The sequence below is a fragment of the Rubrivivax sp. JA1055 genome, from assembly GCF_020966565.1.
Taxonomy (GTDB): domain Bacteria; phylum Pseudomonadota; class Gammaproteobacteria; order Burkholderiales; family Burkholderiaceae_C; genus Rubrivivax; species Rubrivivax benzoatilyticus.
The window spans coordinates 73,692-92,167 of record NZ_JAJKFP010000006.1 but is presented as its reverse complement, the minus strand read 5'-3'; the positions used below and the strand labels follow the sequence as shown (position 1 = coordinate 92,167).

The 18,476-nt window shown below is 71.5% G+C and carries 20 protein-coding genes and 1 tRNA gene; 7 read left to right on the top strand and 14 right to left on the bottom strand.

Translation table 11 applies throughout. The annotated features are described in order from the left end of the window. Positions 1-24: 24 nt before the first annotated feature. Genes LOC65_RS09890 through cbiE form a run of 4 tightly spaced genes read right to left on the bottom strand, consistent with a single transcriptional unit; the run spans position 25 to position 3,672 of the window. A complete protein-coding gene (locus tag LOC65_RS09890; protein ID WP_230247372.1) occupies positions 25-1,347 on the bottom strand; it encodes a cobyrinate a,c-diamide synthase in 1,323 nt (440 codons plus the stop codon). Beyond that, positions 1,344-2,126, bottom strand: a complete 783-nt coding sequence (gene cobM / locus LOC65_RS09885; protein WP_230247371.1) for a precorrin-4 C(11)-methyltransferase — start codon at positions 2,124-2,126, stop codon at positions 1,344-1,346. Before cobM ends, LOC65_RS09890 begins: the two co-directional genes overlap by 4 nt. Continuing rightward, the gene (locus LOC65_RS09880) at positions 2,123-2,494 is read right to left on the bottom strand and encodes a cobalamin biosynthesis protein (protein WP_230247370.1); all 372 of its coding nucleotides are present in this window, start codon (positions 2,492-2,494) and stop codon (positions 2,123-2,125) included. Before LOC65_RS09880 ends, cobM begins: the two co-directional genes overlap by 4 nt. Beyond that, positions 2,491-3,672, bottom strand: coding sequence for a precorrin-6y C5,15-methyltransferase (decarboxylating) subunit CbiE (gene cbiE / locus LOC65_RS09875; RefSeq protein WP_230247369.1), 1,182 nt, complete (start codon positions 3,670-3,672; stop codon positions 2,491-2,493). The genes LOC65_RS09880 and cbiE overlap by 4 nt, the downstream gene beginning before the upstream one ends. On the opposite strand from cbiE, the gene LOC65_RS09870 reads away from it, so the two are divergent. Beyond that, positions 3,671-4,414: a cobalt-precorrin-6A reductase gene (locus LOC65_RS09870; protein WP_230247368.1), complete on the top strand. Its 744-nt coding sequence runs from the start codon at positions 3,671-3,673 to the stop codon at positions 4,412-4,414. The genes cbiE and LOC65_RS09870 overlap by 2 nt on opposite strands. Here the strand turns inward: LOC65_RS09870 and cobJ are convergent. The 5 genes from cobJ to cobA form a co-directional block, all read right to left on the bottom strand. Continuing rightward, positions 4,393-5,124, bottom strand: a complete 732-nt coding sequence (cobJ, locus tag LOC65_RS09865; RefSeq protein WP_230247367.1) for a precorrin-3B C(17)-methyltransferase — start codon at positions 5,122-5,124, stop codon at positions 4,393-4,395. The genes LOC65_RS09870 and cobJ overlap by 22 nt on opposite strands. After that, positions 5,121-5,846, bottom strand: a complete 726-nt coding sequence (gene cobI / locus LOC65_RS09860; protein ID WP_164963611.1) for a precorrin-2 C(20)-methyltransferase — start codon at positions 5,844-5,846, stop codon at positions 5,121-5,123. The genes cobJ and cobI overlap by 4 nt, the downstream gene beginning before the upstream one ends. Before the next feature lie 4 nt (positions 5,847-5,850). After that, positions 5,851-6,480: a precorrin-8X methylmutase gene (locus LOC65_RS09855; protein ID WP_164963610.1), complete on the bottom strand. Its 630-nt coding sequence runs from the start codon at positions 6,478-6,480 to the stop codon at positions 5,851-5,853. A 13-nt stretch (positions 6,481-6,493) separates the two neighbouring features. Further along, on the bottom strand, positions 6,494-7,720 hold the full coding sequence (locus LOC65_RS09850; protein ID WP_230247366.1) for an NnrS family protein: 1,227 nt from the start codon (positions 7,718-7,720) through the stop codon (positions 6,494-6,496). A 113-nt stretch (positions 7,721-7,833) separates the two neighbouring features. Further along, positions 7,834-8,631, bottom strand: coding sequence for a uroporphyrinogen-III C-methyltransferase (gene cobA / locus LOC65_RS09845; protein ID WP_230247365.1), 798 nt, complete (start codon positions 8,629-8,631; stop codon positions 7,834-7,836). 378 nt (positions 8,632-9,009) lie between these two features. On the opposite strand from cobA, the gene LOC65_RS09840 reads away from it, so the two are divergent. Both LOC65_RS09840 and LOC65_RS09835 read left to right on the top strand, forming a co-directional pair. Beyond that, a complete protein-coding gene (locus LOC65_RS09840) occupies positions 9,010-9,606 on the top strand; it encodes a DUF6088 family protein (protein WP_230247364.1) in 597 nt (198 codons plus the stop codon). After that, complete coding sequence (locus tag LOC65_RS09835) at positions 9,599-10,618, top strand: nucleotidyl transferase AbiEii/AbiGii toxin family protein (protein WP_230247363.1); 1,020 nt, start codon at positions 9,599-9,601, stop codon at positions 10,616-10,618. The genes LOC65_RS09840 and LOC65_RS09835 overlap by 8 nt, the downstream gene beginning before the upstream one ends. Positions 10,619-10,982: 364 nt before the next feature. Here the strand turns inward: LOC65_RS09835 and LOC65_RS09830 are convergent. From LOC65_RS09830 to LOC65_RS09815, 4 genes are all read right to left on the bottom strand, one after another. Next, positions 10,983-11,057 (bottom strand) — tRNA-Val (locus LOC65_RS09830). Between the two features lie 49 nt (positions 11,058-11,106). Continuing rightward, entirely contained in the window at positions 11,107-11,811 is a 705-nt protein-coding gene (gene dnaQ / locus LOC65_RS09825) for a DNA polymerase III subunit epsilon (protein ID WP_230247362.1), read from the bottom strand. After that, a complete protein-coding gene (lgt, locus tag LOC65_RS09820) occupies positions 11,808-12,614 on the bottom strand; it encodes a prolipoprotein diacylglyceryl transferase (RefSeq protein WP_230247361.1) in 807 nt (268 codons plus the stop codon). Before lgt ends, dnaQ begins: the two co-directional genes overlap by 4 nt. Before the next feature lie 170 nt (positions 12,615-12,784). Then, positions 12,785-13,102, bottom strand: coding sequence for a TIGR04438 family Trp-rich protein (locus LOC65_RS09815; protein ID WP_009856408.1), 318 nt, complete (start codon positions 13,100-13,102; stop codon positions 12,785-12,787). A gap of 77 nt (positions 13,103-13,179) precedes the next feature. Between LOC65_RS09815 and LOC65_RS09810 the strand changes: the two genes are divergently transcribed. After that, the gene (locus LOC65_RS09810; protein WP_230247360.1) at positions 13,180-13,473 is read left to right on the top strand and encodes a c-type cytochrome; all 294 of its coding nucleotides are present in this window, start codon (positions 13,180-13,182) and stop codon (positions 13,471-13,473) included. Between the two features lie 56 nt (positions 13,474-13,529). On the opposite strand, the gene acs is transcribed toward LOC65_RS09810, so the two are convergent. Next, a complete protein-coding gene (gene acs / locus LOC65_RS09805; protein ID WP_009856406.1) occupies positions 13,530-15,512 on the bottom strand; it encodes an acetate--CoA ligase in 1,983 nt (660 codons plus the stop codon). Between the two features lie 177 nt (positions 15,513-15,689). Between acs and LOC65_RS09800 the strand changes: the two genes are divergently transcribed. From LOC65_RS09800 to LOC65_RS09790, 3 genes are read left to right on the top strand one after another with little or no spacing between them, the layout of a single operon-like run. After that, positions 15,690-16,292 (top strand): TIGR00645 family protein, encoded by a 603-nt coding sequence (locus tag LOC65_RS09800; RefSeq protein WP_009856405.1) that lies wholly within the window; start codon positions 15,690-15,692, stop codon positions 16,290-16,292. Between the two features lie 19 nt (positions 16,293-16,311). Next, on the top strand, positions 16,312-17,838 hold the full coding sequence (locus LOC65_RS09795; RefSeq protein WP_230247359.1) for a fumarate hydratase: 1,527 nt from the start codon (positions 16,312-16,314) through the stop codon (positions 17,836-17,838). A gap of 13 nt (positions 17,839-17,851) precedes the next feature. Further along, a complete protein-coding gene (locus tag LOC65_RS09790) occupies positions 17,852-18,475 on the top strand; it encodes an L-threonylcarbamoyladenylate synthase (RefSeq protein WP_230247358.1) in 624 nt (207 codons plus the stop codon). Position 18,476: the final 1 nt, after the last annotated feature.

Here is an 18,476-nt window from a genome sequence, read left to right as displayed (position 1 = left end):
CCGTCATCGGCGGGTCGGCCAGGCTCAGCCCGCCGGCGCGACGAGGTGGAAGAAGCTGCCGCTGACGCGCCCGCCGCCGTCCAGCACGCGCCACGAGCCGGTCTCGGCGACCTCGCGGCCGTCGGCGTCGACGATGCGCGCCAGCGGCGCGTCGGGCTGGGCCGACACGCTGGCGTAGTGGAACTCGTGGCCACGCAGCCGCGTGCCGGCGGCATGACCGGGCAACGGCGCCTGCAGCTCGGCCAGGCGGTAGCCCAGGTGCAGCCGGCGCTTGCGGAACGAGGTCTCCAGCCCCAGCAGCCCGGCCATCGCGTGGCGCGTGCCGTCGGCGTCTTCGAGCACGCTGCCCAGCGCCATGTAGCCGCCACACTCGCCATGCACCGGCCGCGTGCGCGCGAAGGCGCGCAGGCCGTCGCGCCAGCGCGTCGCGGCGGCCAGGCGGCCGGCGTGCAGCTCGGGGTAGCCGCCGGGCAGCCAGCAGGCGTCGGCGCTGTCGTCGGGCGCTTCGTCGGCCAGCGGCGAGAACGGCAGCAGCGCCGCGCCGGCGGCGTGCCAGGCGTCCAGCAGATGCGGGTAGACGAAGGAGAACGCGGCGTCACGCGCCAGCGCGATGCGGGCGCCCGGCGGCGGCAAGGGCTGCAGCGGTGCGGGCTCGCGGGCGCCCGCGGCGGAAGCGCGCAGTGCGTCCAGGTCGACATGTTCGGCGACCCGCCGGCCGAGTGCGGCCAGCGTCGCGGCGCGTTCGGGCAGTTCTTCCGCCTGCACCAGGCCGAGGTGGCGTTCGGGCAGCGCCACGGCGGCGTCGCGCGGCAGCGCGCCGAAGACCCGGAAGCCCGCGGATTCGACCGCGCTGCGCACGGTGGCTTCGTGGCGCGCGCTGCCGACGCGGTTCAGCAGCACGCCGGCGAGCCGGACGCCCGGGCGCAGGCTGGCGAAGCCCAGCGCCACCGCGGCGGCCGACTGCGCCTGGCCACGCACGTCCAGCACCAGCAGCACCGGCCAGCCGAAGGATTCGGCGAGGTCGGCGCCGGCGCCGCGGCCCCATTCGCCGGGTGTCACGGCGCCGTCGAACAGGCCCACCGAGGCTTCGGCCAGCAGCAGATCGCAGCCTTCGGCGGCGCCCAGCAGGCCGGCGATGCGCTCGCGGCCCATCGCCCAGCTGTCGAGGTTCAACGAAGCGCGGCCGGCGGCGGCGGTGTGGAAGGCCGGGTCGAGGTAGTCGGGGCCGTTCTTGAACGGCTGCACGGCCAGCCCGGCGGCGCGCCAGGCGGCCAGCAGGCCCAGCGTCACCGTCGTCTTGCCGCAGCCCGAGGCGGGCGCCGCGACCAGCAGCCCGGGCGGGATCATCGGGTCTCGGGGAAACGCGGCGAGCTGCCCATCGGCCGGTAGCGCCGGTCGTAGTCGACGGCGTAGAGCCGGCTTTCGTCGAACGCCTCGCTGCCCAGCGTGCGGCCGACGAGGATCAGCGCGGTGCGCTCCATCTCGGCGCCGACGGCCGCGTCCAGCGTCGCCAGCGTCGCGCGCACGATGCGCTGGTCGGGCCAGCTGGCGCGCCAGACCACGGCCACCGGGCAGTCGTCGCCGTAGTGCGGGCGCAGTTCGGCGACGACCTGGGCGAGCACGTGCACCGACAGGTGGATGGCCAGCGTGGCGCCGGTGGCGGCGAAGGCGGCGAGGTTCTCGCCTTCGGGCATCGCGCTGGCGCGGCCCGAGGTGCGTGTCAGCACCAGCGACTGGGCGACGCCGGGCAGCGTCAGCTCGGCGCCCAGCGCGGCGGCGGCGGCGGCGAACGATGGCACGCCGGGCGTCACGTCATAGGGGATGCCCAGCGCGCGCAGCCGGCGCAGCTGCTCGCCCATCGCCGACCAGATCGACAGGTCGCCGGAATGCAGGCGCGCGACGTCCTGGCCACGCGCGTGGGCGGCGGCGATCTCGTCGACGATCTGGTCCAGGCTCAGCGGCGCGGTGTTGACGATGCGGCAGCCCGGCGGGCAGTGCGCGAGCACGCCTTCGGGTACCAGCGAACCGGCGTACAGGCACACGGGGCTGGCGGCGATCAGGTCGCGGCCACGCAGCGTCAGCAGGTCGGCGGCGCCGGGGCCGGCGCCAATGAAGTGGACCGTCATCGTTCGTCCTTCGGAGATTGGGCCAGGGCCGCGGTCGCCAGACCGTCGGCCGACACGGCGCGTGCGCCCAGCAGCCGCGCGCCGGGGCCGGCGCCGGCCAGCGCGGCGGCTTCGGCCAGGCTGCCGGCGCCGGTGAGGCGGCGCACCCGCGCCGACTCGGTGAGCGTGGTTTGCATCGCCAGCAGCGCTTCGGGCAGCGCCAGCAGCGGCAGGCCGGTCTCGGCGGCCAGCGCCTGCATCGCCGGCGCGCCGGCCTTGCGTTCGCTGGTCGCCAGCGCGTCGGCGCCCTGCCCGCCCGCGGCGGCCAGCGCCGCGCGCAGCGAGTCGACGCCGGCGCTGCTGCGAAAGCCCAGGCCGGCGACTTTCATCGCGTGACAGTCCACTGCACGACCGGCCGCGCCGGCTGCCAGCCCCGCATGCGGCCCAGCGGCGCGGCACGCGCCAGTTCGATGCGCAGCAGCTCGCCGCCGTGGCGGGCGTGCAGCGTCGCCAGCAGCGCCTCGGTCTCCAGCGTCACGCCGTTGGCGACGAGGCGCGCGCCGGGCGCCAGGCGCGCCCAGATGGCGTCGAACACCGCCTGGTCCAGGCCGCCGCCGACGAACACCGCGTCGGGCACCGGCAGCGCGTCCAGCGCCTGCGGCGCGTGGCCTTCGACGACCGTCAGACGGTCCTGCAGGCCGAAGCGGCGCACGTTGGCTTCGATGTTGGCGACCCGTTCGGCGCGTGTCTCGACGGCCAGCGCACGGCCGCCGGCGAGACAGAACTCGATCGAGACCGAACCGGAGCCGGCGCCGACGTCCCACAGCAGCTCGCCCGGGCGCGGCGCCAGCGCGGCCAGCGTCAGCGCCCGCACCGGCGACTTGGTGATCTGGCCGTCGTGCGCGAACAGCGCCTCGGGCAGGCCGGCGCAGCGTGGCAGCGGCCGGCCGCCGGCGGCCTCGACGGCCAGCAGCGCGGGCGAAGCGGCGTCGTGCAGCGCGTAGCCGGCGGCGGTGCTCTCGCGCACCCGTTCGTTCGGGCCACCCAGCGCTTCCAACAGCCAGACGCGGCTGGCGCCCCAGCCGTGTTCGGCCAGCCAGGCGGCCAGGGCTGCGCCGGCGGCGCCGTCGCGCAGCAGGCACAGCGCACGTGCGCCGTGCGCCAGGTGCGGCAGCAGGCGCTCGAACGGTGCGGCGTGCAGGCCCAGGCAGGTGGTGTCTTCCAGCCGCCAGCCCAGGCGCGCCGCGGCCAGCGACACGCAGCCGGCCGCAGGAAACGCGCGCCATTCACCCGGCGCCAACCGCGCCGTCAGCGTGCCGCCGGCGCCGTGCCAGAACGGGTCGCCCGAGGCCAGCACGGCGACCGGCCGGCCGCGCAAGGCCAGCACCGGGGCGACGTCGAAGGGCACGGGCCACTCGCGGCCACGCGCGCCGGCGTCGGCCAGCGCGAGGTGGCGGGCGCCACCGAAGACAATCTCGGCTGCGCCGAGCGCCGCACGCGCGGGCGCACCGAGGCCGGCGAGGCCGTCCTCGCCGAGACCGATGATCGAGAGCCAGGGTTCAGACATGACACGCGTCCTCTTGTTGGGAGGCACCACCGAAGCCAGCCGGATGGCCGCCGCGCTGGCGCGCGACGGCGTCGAAGCGGTGTTCTCGTACGCCGGCCGCACCGCGGCGCCGGTGGCCCAGCCGCTGCCGGTGCGCGTCGGCGGCTTCGGCGGCGCCGACGGCCTGGCGGCCTGGCTGCAAGCCGAAGGCATCAGCCACGTCGTCGACGCGACACACCCGTTCGCGGCGCAGATGAGCCGCAACGCGGTGGCCGCCTGCGCCGCCACCGGCACGGCGCTGATCGCGCTGGAGCGCCGGCCCTGGGCAGCCGGCCCGGGCGACCACTGGACGCACGTGGCCGACCTCGACGCCGCGGCTGCGGCGCTGCGCGACGAGCCCGAACGTGTCTTCCTCGCGATCGGCCGCCAGCACCTGGCGGCCTTCGCGGCCAAGCCCCAGCACCACTACCTGCTGCGCCTGGTCGACCCGCCCGAAGGTGCGCTGCCGCTGCCCGACGCCGAGGCCGTGATCTCGCGCGGCCCCTTCGGTTACGACGACGACCTGGAACTGCTGCGCTCGCGCCGCATCACGCGCATCGTGACCAAGAACGCCGGCGGCGAAGGCGCACGCGCCAAGCTCGACGCGGCGCGCACGCTGGGCCTGCCGGTGATCGTCGTCGACCGCCCGGCGCTGCCGCCGCGCGAGAGCGTCGAGACCGTCGCCGAGGTGCTGGCCTGGCTTCATGCCGAACGCGGCGTGTAGACCCAGCGGCCGACGCGGCGCGTCGCCGAGTTGCCGACCAGCACGACGGTGCGCATGTCGGCCATCTCGGGCGTCGCTTCGGCCAGCGTGACGGTGACGAGTTGCTCCTCGGGCGTCGAGACGGCACGCGCGAAGGTGATCAGGCGCTCGCCGCCGCAGGCGTCGCGCAGCAGTTCGAGCACGCGCGCAAAACCTTCGGGCCGGCTGCGCGAGCGCGGGTTGTAGAAGGCCATCGCGAAGTCGGCCTGGGCCGCGGCGCGAAGGCGCGCCTCGATCAGCGCCCAGGGCTTCAGGTTGTCCGACAGGTTGATGGCGCAGAAGTCGTGGCCCAGCGGCGCGCCAGCACGCGCGGCGGCGGCCAGCATCGCGGTGATGCCGGGCAGCACGCGGATGTCGAGCTGCTGGTGCTGCGGCGCGGCTTCCAGCGCCTCGAACAGCGCCGCGGCCATCGCGAACACGCCGGGGTCGCCTGAGGAGACGATGACGACACGCGCGCCGGCCGCCGCCAGTTCCAGCGCGTGGCGTGCACGCTCGACTTCGACGCGGTTGTCGCTGGCGTGCAAGCGCAGCTCGGGGCGTGCGGCGACACGCGCGACGTAGGGGATGTAGCCGACGATGTCGGTGGCCTCGGCCAGCGCGGCGCTGACTTCGGGCGTGACCAGCGTCTCGGCGCCCGGCCCTAGCCCGGCGACAGTGACCCAACCCGTCATGCCCGCACCTCCGGCCGCCGCCCGTGGCCGTGCACCAGCACGATCGCGAAGTACGGGCAGTCCTCGGGGTCGGCGTCGGCCAGGCGCAGCACACGCTCGCCGGGCATCGTGCCGCGTTCGACCAGCCAGGCGGCGTCCAGCCGGCCGGCGGCGGCCAGCGCGCGCCGCACCTTGGGCAGGTTGCGGCCGGTCTTCATCACCACCAGTGCGTCGGCGGCACGCATGCGTGCGACGAGCTCGGCCTCGGGCATCGTGCCCGGCAGCACGGTCATCACGTCGTCGCCCCAGGTGATCGGTTCGCCGGTGGCGTGCCAGCAGCCGGCCATGCCGGGGATGCCGGGGATGACCTCCAGCTCGACCCGCCCGCGCAGGCGCACGTACAGGTGCATGAACGAGCCGTAGAAGAACGGGTCGCCTTCGCACAGCACGACGACTTCGCCGGGCAGCGCCACGAGGCGCTCGGCCCAGTCGTCGTAGAAGGCGGCGAGCGCGTCGTTGTATTCCTCGCCGTCGACCGGGAGTTCGGTCGTCACCGGGTACTCCATCGCCAGCTCGACGGCCTCGGGGTGCAGCAGTTCGGCGGCGATGCGCCGCGCCTGGCCCGGGCGGCCGGCCTTGCGGAAATAGGCCACCTGGCGCGCGGCACCGATGGTGCGTGCGGCGCGCAGGCTGACGAGGTCGGGGTCGCCGGGGCCCAGCCCGGCGCAGATCACCTTGGCCACCGCCCTACTCCTTGCGGCTGGCCAGCGCGTTGATCGCCGCCACCGTGATCGCCGAACCGCCGAGCCGCCCTTCGACGACGACCGCCGGCACCGGCGGCGCGTCGATCAGCGCGGCCTTGGATTCGGCGGCGCCGACGAAGCCCACCGGGCAGCCGATGATCGCCGCCGGCCGCGGGCAGGCCGGGTCTTCAAGCATGTTGAGCAGGTGGAACAGCGCCGTCGGCGCGTTGCCGATCGCGACCACCGCGCCGGCGAGCATCGGCCGCCAGAGTTCCAGCGCCGCGGCCGAACGCGTGTTGCCCATCTTCGCGGCCAGCGCCGGCACCTCGGGGGCGTCGAGCGTGCAGACGATGCGGTTGTCGGCCGGCAGCCGGGCGCGCGTGATGCCTTCGCTGACCATGCGCGCGTCGCAGAGGATGGGCGCGCCCGCGGCCAGCGCGGCGCGTGCCGCGGCCGCCATGCCGGGCGTGAAGCGCACGTGGCGCTCCAGGCCCACCATGCCGGCGGCGTGGATCATGCGGACGACGACCGGCTCTTCGTCGGCGTCGAACCGCGCGAGATCGGCTTCGGCGCGGATGGTGGCGAAGGAGCGGCGGTAGATCGCGGCGCCGTCGGTTTCGTAGACGTGGGGCATGGGGGACGGGGGTTCAGGCCTTGGCGCCGCTGAACACGGGGCGCAGCAGCGGGCCGAGGATGGTCGGGACGAAGGCGGCGAGGAAGACGATCCAGCCGGCACACCAGAGCTGCGCCGCCAGCGCCACCGGGTTGTCGAGCCAGCCGTGGAGGAAGGGCGCGGTGGTGCGCAGCCAGGCGCCGAGCCAGACCAGCGCGTAGGCCGTGGGCAGCAGCCGGCCGGCGTCGAGCGTGCCGCCGTCGCCGCGCCGCGCCGCCGCGCGCGAGGCGATCGACAGCACCATGCCGGCCATCGCGCCCATCGTCAGCGCGTGCACCGCGTCGCGTTCGGGCCAGAACTCGGGCGCCAGACGCGAGACGCCGACGACGACCAGGCCGACGATCAGCGAGCCGAAGGTGGTGTGCATCATCACCAGCAGCGTGTTGCCGCCCACCGCACGCGAGCGCCAGCCCGCAAAGCGCCAGGCCTGCACCGCCGCGGCGACGATCAGCGCCCAGCCGCTGGCCGTCTCGGCGCCGGCCAGCGTCAGCCCGAGCGCGAGGTACAGCGTGACCAGGCCCAGGCGGTTGGCAAGGCGGTTCTCGTGCGGCGGCGGCGCGGCCGAGCCGCTCTGGCGCAGCCAGTTGGCGGTGAACGCCGGGATCATGCCGCCGGCGATGATCGCGACCTTCATCGCGAAGAACATCACCGCGGCGCGTTTCAGCGCCACGAGGTCCAGCGCCCAGGCTTCGCGCGCGGCGACGACGAGCAGCGCGTCGACCACGCCCAGCGCGAGGATCGCGCCCGGGAAACCCAGCTTGTTCCAGACCCGTGCGGCGGCGATGTCGCGCAGCAGCCAGAAGGTCACGGTGCCGAAGTACAGCGCGCCGGGCGCCAGCAGCAGCGCCAGCGGCAGGCGCTCGGCCTGCAGCATCACCAGCCGCGCCGCGACCCAGAAGGCGACGAGCAGCATCAACGGCCGGCCGGCGATCATCGGCCGCGAGGTCCAGCTCGTCACCGCGGTGAGGAAGTAGGCCGCGACCGAGGCGCCGCCGAAGCCGAACACCATCTCGTGCACGTGCCAGACGGTCGGCGTGCCCAGCGTCGGCATGCCGAGCCCGGGCCACCACCACCAGCCCCACTGCCACCAGAACAGCGCCGCCAGCGCCCACAGCCCGGCCATCAGGAACAGCGGCCGGTGCGGCGCGAACCAGAGGGCGGACAGCGGGGACGGAGCGGGTTGTTCTGTGGATCGAGCCATCGGCTAATACGGCAGCCGCAGCCAACCGATCGAATAGCGCGCCCCGGCACGACGGCCTGCGGGGCGCCAGCGGTCGTCAGGGCAGACACCCTGGGCGAGGCAAGCGCCGGATTTTATGGGGCGGCGTCCGGCGCAGCCGGAGTTTTGCGCTGCAGCCGCGGCCGCAGGCCGACGACGCCGCCGACGACGATCAGCGCCGGCGTGCGCACCCGCTGCTCCAGCGCGAGCTGCGGCAGCGTCGTCACGGTGCCGGTGATGCAGCGCTCGTCGGGCAGCGTGGCACGTTCGACGACCGCCGCCGGCGTGTCGGCCGGCAGACCGTGCGCGACCAGCTCGCGGCAGATCAGCGCCAGCGTGCCGACGCCCATGTAGATGACCAGCGTCTGCCGCGGCCGCGCCAGCGCCGCCCAGTCCAGGTCGATGCCCTGGCCGTCGGCGCGCAGATGGCCGGTGGCGAAGACCAGCGCCGCGGCGTGATCGCGGTGCGTCAGCGGGATGCCGGCGCTTGCCGCCGCGCCCTGCGCGGCGCTCAGGCCCGGGATGACGTCGAACGGCACGCCGGCTTCGGCCAGCGCGATCGCCTCCTCGCCGCCGCGGCCGAAGATGTAGCCGTCGCCGCCTTTCAGCCGCACCAGCGAGCGGCCCTCGCGCGCCAGGCGCAGCATCAGGGCGATGATCTCGTCCTGCGGCAGCGCGTGCCGCGACGCCTGCTTGCCGACGTACAGCCGCTCGGCCGACGCCGGCGCCAGCGCCAGGATCTCGTCGCTGACCAGCGCGTCGTAAAGCAGCAGCGAAGCGCCCTGCAGCGCCTTCAGGCCCTTGAGCGTCAGCAGTTCGGGGTCGCCGGGGCCGGCGCCCAGCAGGGTCACGCGGCCGCAGGCGGGGCCGGCTTGAATATCACTCACCATCATCGAGACTCGTTGGACCCGCGCACCGGAAACGACGACGCCACCCGGAGGTGGCGTCGCGTGGTGATCCTGTGGGCGATGCAGGGGTTCGGACCTGCGACCCGGGCCTTGCGAAGGCCTTGTTGCAGTTCATGTTAGCACGGCCGTCGGCGCCTTCCCTGAAGGGCGAGCGAAGTGCTAAGGCCGCTGCGAGCGGCTGTTGAAGCCGGCCCATCGCTCAGGCCCGGCGTCGAGAGTTGAAGCTGCGCATAGCCCGCGGGCGCGGTGCTGCATGCGCGGCGTCGTATCAGGTCAACGATCACCCTTCGACCTCTACCAACGGCACTCGCCCTTGCAAACTGTCAGAAACCGAGTAAAACTTCTGACAGCCAAGGAACCACCGTGTCCAACCTCGCCCAGCAACTCCTCGAACACGCCGCCTCGCTGCCGGAAGGTGCCAGCCTGTCGGCCAAGGAGCTGCTGCACCTTGGCAGCCGTGCGGCGGTGGACCAGGCGCTGTCCCGGCTTGCCCGCAGTGGCGAACTGCTGCGGGCCGGCCGGGGCGTCTACGTCCTGCCAGTCAAGGGGAAGTTCGGCCCCCGCGCACCCGAAGCCGCGAAGGTGGTGCAGGAATGGGCCAGCCAACGTGGCGAGACGGTTGTCGGCAACGGCGCGGCAGCGGCCAATGCGCTGGGCCTGAGCACCCAGGTGCCGGTGCGCCAGGTCTTCCTGACCTCGGGCCGCAGCCGCAAGCTCAGGCTCGGTGCGCAGACCGTCGAGCTGAGACATGCCCCGCCCTGGCAACTGCTCTACCCCGGGCGTGCGGCAGGCGAGGCCATCCGGACGCTGGCCTGGGCCGGCCCCGAGGGCGCGCCGGCGGCCCTCGGTCAGCTGAAGAAGAAACTGCCGGCCTCCGAGCTCCATGCTGTCGCGGCGGCGCGAGCGCGGCTGCCCACGTGGCTCGCCAGCCAGGTCAGCACGCTGCTGAGCCGTGCCTGACTTCTTCGAGCTTGCGCGCGGCGACCAGCATGAAGCGCTGCTCGTCGCCGCGGAGCGCTCGGGGCGCCCGCTGCACCTGCTGCAGAAGGATCTCTGGGTCGTCTGGGCCCTGAAGCAACTGTTCGACGGGCCGCATGCCCGGCATCTGGTCTTCAAAGGCGGCACCTCCCTGTCCAAGGCCTACGGCGTCATCCGGCGCTTCTCGGAGGACGTGGACCTCACCTACGACATCCGCGCCATCGCGCCGGACCTGACGGCGCAGTCGCCCTGGCCCACCTCGCGCAGCCAGGAGAAGAAGTGGAGCAAGGCGATCCGCCAGCGGCTCGCCGATCTCGTCGGCCACTCGATCGCCCCCGAACTGGCCGCCGCTCTCGTCGCGCAAGGCCTGCGGGCGACGGTGCGCCCGGAAGGCGAGAAGATCTTCATCGACTACGAGAGCTTCGGCGAAGGCACGGGCTATGTGCGGCCGTCGGTGATGCTGGAGTTCGGTGCGCGGTCGACCGGGGAACCTCACGAGTTGCGGCCGGTGAGTTGCGACGCCGCCGAGCATGTCCCCGGCCTCGGCTTTCCCGACGCCAGGCCGCAAGTGATGCGCCCCGAGCGCACCTTCTGGGAGAAGGCCACCGCCATCCACGTCTTCTGCGCCCAGGGGAGCTTCAGGAGCGGTGCCCGCTTCGCCCGCCACTGGCATGACGTGACGAGGCTCGATGACGCCGGCTTCGCCGACAGGGCAGCCGCCGATCGAGAACTGGCGCAGGCCGTCTCGCTCCACAAGAGCATCTTCTTTGCTGAAGCGGCGCCGGACGGCACCGCCATCGACTATCGCGCAGCGGTGACCGGCGCCTTGACGCTCGCGCCTGACGGAGAGGCCCTGCGCGCCCTGGCCCAGGACTACCAGCTGATGGTCGAGGACGGCCTGCTGCTCGACGATGCAGAGCCGTTCGAGGTATTGATGGCACGCTGCAGGGAGATCGCAGCGAAGATCAACGCGAGGGTCGGGAGTCCCCTGTGATGGAGGCATCACCGCAGTCGGCAGTCATGGCCTGACTTGCTCCCGAAACTGCGCAGGCTGCCATCCAGCGACCCGGATGGCGGGCGTGATGAACTTGGCACAGATGCCCAGCTCACTCACGCCGAGCAAGTCCAGCACGTTGCTCCCCAGAAGACCGCCGGCTCCAAGGTGACCGGACCATGTTCGTTCGGCGCGCTGAACTGTGACGATGAAGGTCGAGAGAGCGCCTGAATCGCGACCAAGCGTCCACGCCACGAGACGAAACGACGTACTGGGCAAGGTAGCGAGCCGCGCCCGCATTTGGACACCGCAAACGAAAACGCCACCCGAAGGTGGCGCAAGTCGTTGGTACAGCTGATGTTCTTGGTGGGCGGTGCAGGGTTCGAACCTGCGACCCCTGCCGTGTGAAGGCAGTGCTCTACCGCTGAGCTAACCGCCCGGCTGGCCTGACCTCTGATGAACAGCGATCAGCGCCGGTGAGCCTCGCATTATGCCATGGTTTGGCGCCAGATGGTGCGTCCGTTGCTCGCTTTGTCGAGTTCGGCCAGAACGGCCTCGTGCGCGGCAGCTTCTTCGTCGCTCGCCACCAGCACCGGCAGCGTGAACTGCGACAGGTCGATGGCCGCCACCTCGAGGGCCGTGCCGCCCTCTTGCGCGTCGTCGATGACCAGCGAGTCCTGGCCGCGCGTCATGCGGATGTAGACCTCGGCCAGCAGCCCCGCGTCGAGCAGCGCGCCGTGCAGCGCACGGTTGCTGTTGTCGACTTCCAGCCGCTTGCACAGCGCGTCCAGCGAGTTCGCCTTGCCGGGGAAGAGTTCGCGCGCCATCACCAGGCTGTCGGTGATCGTGCAGCCCAGCTCGACCAGGCGCGGCTTGCCCAGACGGGTGAGTTCGGCGTCGAGGAAGCCGACGTCGAACGCGGCGTTGGGGATGATCAGCTCGGCGTCGCGCACGAACTCGATGAACTCGTCGGCGACGGCAGCGAACAGCGGCTTGTCGGCGAGGAACTCGTCGGTCAGGCCGTGCACCTTGACCGCCTCGGGGTTGCTGGAGCGCTCCGGGTTCAGGTAGTGGTGCAGCGTGCGGCCCGACAGGCGCCGGTTCAGCATCTCGATGCAGCCGACTTCGACCAGGCGGTCGCCGTCGACGGCCGACAGGCCGGTGGTTTCGGTGTCGAGGAAGATCTGTCTCATCGCGCCGATCCTACCGCCCGGCCCGACCAGACCCACAGGAACACGCCCCCCAGCACCATCGGCACGCACAGCCACTGGCCCATGCTCATGTTCAGCGCCAGCAGGCCCAGGAAGCTGTCGGGCTCGCGGAAGTACTCGGCAACGAAACGCAGGCTGCCGTAGCCGATCAGGAAGGCGCCGGAGACACGCCCGGTGGGCCGCGGGTGGCGCGCGTAAAGCCACAGCACGACGAACAGCAGCAGCCCTTCGAGCGCGAACTGGTAGAGCTGCGACGGATGCCGCGGCGTCAGGCTGGCACTCTGCGGGAACACCATCGCCCAGGGCAGCGACGGGTCGGCGGCGCGGCCCCACAGCTCGCCGTTGATGAAGTTGCCGATGCGCCCCGAGGCCAGCCCGGTGGGCACGCAGGGCGCGACGAGGTCGGTCACCTGCAGGAAGGGCCGCCCCTTGCGGTGCGCGAACAGCGCCATCGCACCGATGACGCCCAGCAGCCCGCCGTGGAAGGACATGCCGCCCTTCCAGACCTGCAGGATCTCCAGCGGGTTGGCGAGGTACTCGCCCGGCTTGTAGAACAGCGCGTAGCCGACGCGGCCGCCGACGATGACGCCGACGACGCCGTAGAACAGCAGATCCTCGACGTCCTGCTTCGTCCAGCCGGCCTGCACGAACTGCGGCTGCGCCGCGCGCAGCCGAGCCAGCAGCAGGAACAGCCCGAAGGCGACCAGGTAGGTCAGCCCGTACCAGTGGATCTGGACCGGTCCGAGCGCGATCGCGACCGGATCGAATTGCGGATGCACCAGCATCGGGAGCGGCCTTTCGTGTCGTCGTGGCGGAGAGCGGCGATTGTGCCGTCGCCATCGAAGGCCACCCTGACGCGGGCGTGAATCAGGCCGGAAAAGGAATCGAGGGCCGACGCCCATGCGTCGGCCCCCGGTTCCGGCGGACCGTCACCTCGGTGACGTGCGTTCGCCCCTCATAGACCCGGCTCGCGCCGCCGCGGCTCCTTGCCGGCCGAGCCGGAAGAACCCCCGCGACGCAGTTCGTGCACATGCTTCTGCTGGTTCGGGTTGAGCCCCAGCGCGTCGATGTCGCGCTGGCGCCGGGCACGTTTGCGTTCCTCGATCTTCTCCTCGGCACGCCGCCGCGTCAGCCCCGAGGCGTCGGCGAAGGCCCACCAGGCCGCGGCCGCGCCAAAAGGCAGCGCGATCCACGCCCAGTGCCACTCCGAGACGGGTTCGATGCCGGCCAGGGACAGGCCCAGCAGCACCAGCCCGATGACCAGAAACCACATTCTTCGCTCTCCGGCGACCCGCTACCATGCTGACGATGACTGTAGCCGAAGCTCAGCCGTCGATGAGAGCCATCGTGATGACGCTTTGCGCAATCGCACTGTGCTCGTCGACTCCGGCACGCGCCGACGCGGACCTGGCGCGCAAACGCCTGTGCATGGGCTGCCACGACGTCAGCGCCAAGCGGGTGGGCCCGCCGTTCAGGGACATCGCCGCGCGCTACGCCGGCCAGGCCGACGCGCCGCAGCGCCTGGCGCAGGGCATTCGCGAGGGCAGCGCCAAGGTCTGGGGCCCGGTGCCGATGCCGGCCAACCCCAAGGTCACGCCCGACGAGGCCCGCCGCCTGGCCGCCTGGGTGTTGTCGATGCGCTGAACGCGGACAGGAAAAAGGGGCTCCGAGGAGCCCCTTTCCACACGCCGGCCGAGGGATCAGTTCGTCTGCGACAGCTGATCGAGAATCGCCGGATTCTCGAGCGTGGAAGTGTCCTGCGTGATCGCCTCGCCGCGCGCGATCGAGCGCAGCAGGCGGCGCATGATCTTGCCGCTGCGCGTCTTGGGCAGGTTCTCGCCGAAGCGGATGTCCTTGGGCTTGGCGATCGGGCCGATCTCCTTGGCCACCCAGTTGCGCAGCTCGTTGGCGATCTTCTTGGCCTCGTCGCCGGTCGGGCGCGGGCGCTTCAACACGACGAAGGCGCAGATCGCCTCGCCGGTGGTGTCGTCCGGACGACCGACGACCGCGGCCTCGGCGACCAGCTCGGTGTGGCTGACCAGCGCCGACTCGATCTCCATCGTGCCCATCCGGTGGCCGGACACGTTGAGCACGTCGTCGATGCGGCCGGTGATCGTGAAGTAGCCGGTCTTCGGGTCGCGGATCGCGCCGTCGCCCGCCAGGTAGTACTTGCCGTGGAAGTCGGCCGGGTAGTAGCTCTTCTTGAAACGCTCCGGGTCGCCCCAGATCGTGCGGATCATGCTCGGCCACGGCTTCTTGACGACCAGGATGCCGCCCTGGCCCCAGGGCACGTCCTTGCCGGTCTCGTCGACCACCGCCGCCTGGATGCCCGGGAACGGCAGCGTGCACGAACCCGGCACCAGCGTCGTCACGCCCGGCAGCGGGGTGATCATGTGGCCGCCGGTCTCGGTCTGCCAGAAGGTGTCGACGATCGGGCAGCGGCCGCCGCCGACGTGCTTGTGATACCACTCCCAGGCCGCCGGGTTGATCGGCTCGCCGACCGAACCCAGGATGCGCAGCGAGGACAGGTCGTAGTTCTTCGGGTGCACCGCCTCGGTCGCCTCGGCGGCCTTGATCAGCGAGCGGATCGCCGTCGGCGCGGTGTAGAAGATGCTGACCTTGTGGTCCTGGATCATCTTCCAGAAGCGGCCGGCGTCCGGGAAGGTCGGCACGCCCTCGAAGACGATCTCGGTGCCGCCCAGCGCCAGCGGGCCGTAGGTGATGTAGGTGTGGCCGGTGACCCAGCCGATGTCGGCGGTGCACCAGAAGACGTCGTCTTCCTTCAGGTCGAAGGTCCACTTGGTGGTCAGCGCCGCGTGCAGCAGGTAGCCGCCGGTGCTGTGCTGCACGCCCTTGGGCTTGCCGGTCGAGCCGCTGGTGTAGAGCAGGAACAGCGGGTGCTCGGCCTCGACCCACTCGGGCTCGCAGACCTCGCTCTGGCCGGCCACGAGGTCGGCCAGCCACAGGTCGCGCGAGGCGTCGAACGGGATGTCGGCGCCGGTGCGCTTGTGCACGACGACGTGCTTGACGCTGCCGCAGCCGCCCAGCGCGATCGCCTCGTCGACGATGGTCTTCAGCGGCAGGGACTTGCCGCCGCGCTGCTGCTGGTCGGCAGTGATGACGGCCACCGCGCCGGTGTCCTCGATGCGGTCGCGCAGCGACTGCGCCGAGAAGCCGCCGAACACGACCGAATGCGTGGCGCCGATGCGCGCGCAGGCCTGCATCGCGGCCACGCCTTCGACGCCCATCGGCAGGTAGATGACGACGCGGTCGCCCTTCTTCACGCCCAGCGACTTCAGGCCGTTGGCCATCTTGCTGACGATGGCCAGCAGCTCGCGGTAGCTGACGCGGCGCACCTCGCCGCCGTCGGCCTCGAAGACGATCGCCGTCTTGTCGCCGAGGCCGCGTTCGATGTTGCGGTCCAGGCAGTTGTACGAGGCGTTCAGCGTGCCGTCGGCGAACCACTTGAAGAACGGCGCGTCGGACTCGTCGAGCACCTGCGTGAACGGCGTCTTCCAGCTGATCAGCTCGCGCGCCAGACGCGCCCAGTAGCCCGCGTAGTCGGCCTCGGCCTCGGCGCACAGCGCGTCGTAGGCAGCCTGTCCGGAGACGTGAGCGCGAGCGACGGCGTCGGCCGGCGGCGGGTAGAGGGAGTACTCGGTGGGAGCGTCGGCGCTCGACATGATGTCAGTCTCCTAGATTTGATGGCTCGGTTCGGTGTCGACCGATGGCTCGGAAGGTAGGCAAGGGCTCTTACGAACCGCTTACTCTCCCGTCCGGCGCCGTGAAGCGGATCTGTCCGCGTTCAAGGCGCGAACTACAATTTACGTCATCGCGCATTCGCGCCCTTCCCCCCTCTCATGAAGCCTGAAAACACCGGCGCGGTCCCGAAGCTGGGGCCCCTGCCAGCGCTGATCTTCGCCAGCCGCTGGCTGCAGCTGCCGCTGTACCTGGGGCTGATCCTCGCCCAGGCGGTCTACGTCTTCAACTTCTGGGTCGAACTGGTCCACCTCATCGAGGCGGCCTTCGGCGACCAGCACGCGCTCGAGCTGCTGGTCAAGAACATCGGCTACAAGAGCGAGACCGAGGTCACCGGCCTCAACGAGACGATCATCATGCTGGTCGTGCTGGCGCTGATCGACGTCGTGATGATCAGCAACCTGCTGATCATGGTGATCGTCGGCGGCTACGAGACCTTCGTCTCGCGGCTGCGCCTCGAAGGCCACCCCGACCAGCCCGAGTGGCTGAGCCACGTGAACGCCTCGGTGCTGAAGGTGAAGCTGGCCACGGCGATCATCGGCATCAGCTCGATCCACCTGCTGAAGACCTTCATCAACGCCGCCAACTACTCGGAGAAGGTGCTGATCTGGCAGACCGTGATCCACATCGCCTTCCTGTTCTCGGCGCTGGCGATCGCGCTCGCCGACCGCGTGATGGTGCACGCCCAGCACGCCAACGACTGACCCAACGGACGACCCGCCCATGACCACGACGATCCGCCAGGCCGACCTGATCGAGTCGATTGCCGCCGCGCTGCAGTACATCTCGTACTACCACCCGGCCGACTTCATCGCCCACCTCGCACGCGCCTACGAGCGCGAGCAGAGCCCGGCGGCCAAGGACGCGATCGCGCAGATCCTGACGAACTCGTGGCTGTGCGCGGAAGGCAAGCGCCCGATCTGCCAGGACACCGGCATCGTCAACGTGTTCCTGAAGATCGGCATGGACGTGAAGTGGGAAGGCTTCACCGGCTCGATCCAGGACGCCGTCGACGAAGGCGTGCGCCGCGGCTACAACCACCCGGACAACAAGCTGCGCGCCTCGGTGCTGGCCGACCCGATCTTCGAGCGCAAGAACACCCGCGACAACACGCCGGCCGTGGTCTTCATGGAGGTCGTGCCCGGCGACAAGGTCGACGTGACGGTGGCCGCCAAGGGCGGCGGCAGCGAGAACAAGAGCAAGGTCTACATGCTCAACCCCAGCGACTCGATCGTCGACTGGGTGCTCAAGACCGTGCCGACGATGGGCGCCGGCTGGTGCCCGCCGGGCATGCTGGGCATCGGCGTCGGCGGCACCGCGGAGAAGGCCGCGCTGCTCGCCAAGGAGTCGCTGATGGACGACATCGACATGCACGAGCTGCTGCAGCGCGGCCCGGCCAACAAGCTGGAAGAGCTGCGCATCGAGCTCTACGAGAAGGTCAACGCGCTGGGCATCGGCGCGCAGGGCCTGGGCGGGCTGACGACGGTGCTCGACGTCAAGATCAAGACCTGGCCGACGCACGCCGCCAGCAAGCCGATCGCGATGATCCCGAACTGCGCCGCGACGCGCCACGCGCACTTCGTGCTCGACGGCTCGGGCCCGGCCTTCCTGGAGCCGCCGAGCCTGGACCTGTGGCCCGACGTGCACTGGGCGCCCGACTACAACAAGAGCGAACGTGTCGACCTGAACACGCTGACGCCGGCGCAGGTGGCGAGCTGGAAGCCGGGGCAGACGCTGCTGCTGAGCGGCAAGATGCTCACCGGCCGCGACGCGGCGCACAAGCGCATCCAGGACATGCTCGAACGCGGCGAGCCGCTGCCGGTGGACTTCACCAACCGCGTCATCTACTACGTCGGCCCGGTCGACCCGGTGCGCGACGAGGTCGTCGGCCCGGCCGGCCCGACGACGGCCACGCGCATGGACAAGTTCACCCGCATGATGCTGGAGAAGACCGGCCTGATCGCGATGGTCGGCAAGGCCGAACGCGGCCCGGTGGCGATCCAGGCGATCAAGGACAACCAGAGCGCCTACCTGATGGCCGTCGGCGGCGCCGCCTACCTCGTGTCCAAGGCGATCAAGGCGGCCAAGGTCGTCGGCTTCGCCGACCTGGGCATGGAGGCGATCTACGAGTTCGACGTCGTCGACATGCCGGTGACGGTGGCGGTGGATGCCGGCGGCACCAGCGCCCACCAGACCGGGCCGCAGGAATGGCAGGCGAAGATCGGCAAGATCCCGGTCGTCGTCGGCTGACGCAGGAGAGCCGGTGACGCTGCGTTTCGAGGTCCATCCCGACAATCCGCAGCCGCGGCTGCTGAAGCAGGCCGCCGAGCTGCTGCGCGGCGGCGACGTGCTCGCCGTGCCGACCGACTCGAGCTACGCGCTCGTCTGCCGGCTCGACGACAAGGCCGCCGCCGAACAGCTGCGCCGGCTGCGCGGCATCGACGACAAGCACCTGCTGACGCTGCTGTGTCGCGACCTGTCGGAACTCGCCAACTACGCGCGTGTCGACAACCGCCAGTACCGGCTGCTGAAGCTCGGCACGCCGGGGCCCTACACCTTCATCCTCGACGCCACGAAGGAAGTGCCGCGGCGCGTGTCGCACCCCTCGCGGCGCACGATCGGCCTGCGCGTGCCCGACCACCAGGTCATGCAGGACCTCCTCGCCGCCTACGGCGAGCCGCTGCTGGCGACGACGCTGATCCTGCCGGGCGACGACGAGCCGCTGAACGACGTCGACGAGATCCAGGACCGCCTGGGCAAGCTGCTGCCGGCGATCATCGACGCCGGCGCCTGCCCGATGGAGCCGACGACGGTGCTGGACATGACGGCCGAAGAGCCGGTGCTGGTGCGCCAGGGCCGCGGCGAACTGTCGCGCCTGGGGCTCTGAC

What these genes read in the sequence shown, in the direction of transcription:
- LOC65_RS09800 (WP_009856405.1), top strand. Translation starts at nt 15,690, where the DNA reads ATGAAGCCTGAAAACACCGGCGCGGTCCCGAAGCTGGGGCCCCTGCCA.
- cobM (WP_230247371.1), bottom strand. Translation starts at nt 2,126, where the DNA reads ATGACGGTCCACTTCATTGGCGCCGGCCCCGGCGCCGCCGACCTGCTG.
- LOC65_RS09855 (WP_164963610.1), bottom strand. Translation starts at nt 6,480, where the DNA reads ATGCCCCACGTCTACGAAACCGACGGCGCCGCGATCTACCGCCGCTCC.
- LOC65_RS09870 (WP_230247368.1), top strand. Translation starts at nt 3,671, where the DNA reads ATGACACGCGTCCTCTTGTTGGGAGGCACCACCGAAGCCAGCCGGATG.
- dnaQ (WP_230247362.1), bottom strand. Translation starts at nt 11,811, where the DNA reads ATGAGACAGATCTTCCTCGACACCGAAACCACCGGCCTGTCGGCCGTC.
- cobJ (WP_230247367.1), bottom strand. Translation starts at nt 5,124, where the DNA reads ATGACGGGTTGGGTCACTGTCGCCGGGCTAGGGCCGGGCGCCGAGACG.
- LOC65_RS09890 (WP_230247372.1), bottom strand. Translation starts at nt 1,347, where the DNA reads ATGATCCCGCCCGGGCTGCTGGTCGCGGCGCCCGCCTCGGGCTGCGGC.
- LOC65_RS09880 (WP_230247370.1), bottom strand. Translation starts at nt 2,494, where the DNA reads ATGAAAGTCGCCGGCCTGGGCTTTCGCAGCAGCGCCGGCGTCGACTCG.
- LOC65_RS09850 (WP_230247366.1), bottom strand. Translation starts at nt 7,720, where the DNA reads ATGGCTCGATCCACAGAACAACCCGCTCCGTCCCCGCTGTCCGCCCTC.
- LOC65_RS09815 (WP_009856408.1), bottom strand. Translation starts at nt 13,102, where the DNA reads ATGTGGTTTCTGGTCATCGGGCTGGTGCTGCTGGGCCTGTCCCTGGCC.
- LOC65_RS09810 (WP_230247360.1), top strand. Translation starts at nt 13,180, where the DNA reads ATGACGCTTTGCGCAATCGCACTGTGCTCGTCGACTCCGGCACGCGCC.
- LOC65_RS09795 (WP_230247359.1), top strand. Translation starts at nt 16,312, where the DNA reads ATGACCACGACGATCCGCCAGGCCGACCTGATCGAGTCGATTGCCGCC.
- lgt (WP_230247361.1), bottom strand. Translation starts at nt 12,614, where the DNA reads ATGCTGGTGCATCCGCAATTCGATCCGGTCGCGATCGCGCTCGGACCG.
- cobA (WP_230247365.1), bottom strand. Translation starts at nt 8,631, where the DNA reads ATGATGGTGAGTGATATTCAAGCCGGCCCCGCCTGCGGCCGCGTGACC.
- acs (WP_009856406.1), bottom strand. Translation starts at nt 15,512, where the DNA reads ATGTCGAGCGCCGACGCTCCCACCGAGTACTCCCTCTACCCGCCGCCG.
- cbiE (WP_230247369.1), bottom strand. Translation starts at nt 3,672, where the DNA reads ATGTCTGAACCCTGGCTCTCGATCATCGGTCTCGGCGAGGACGGCCTC.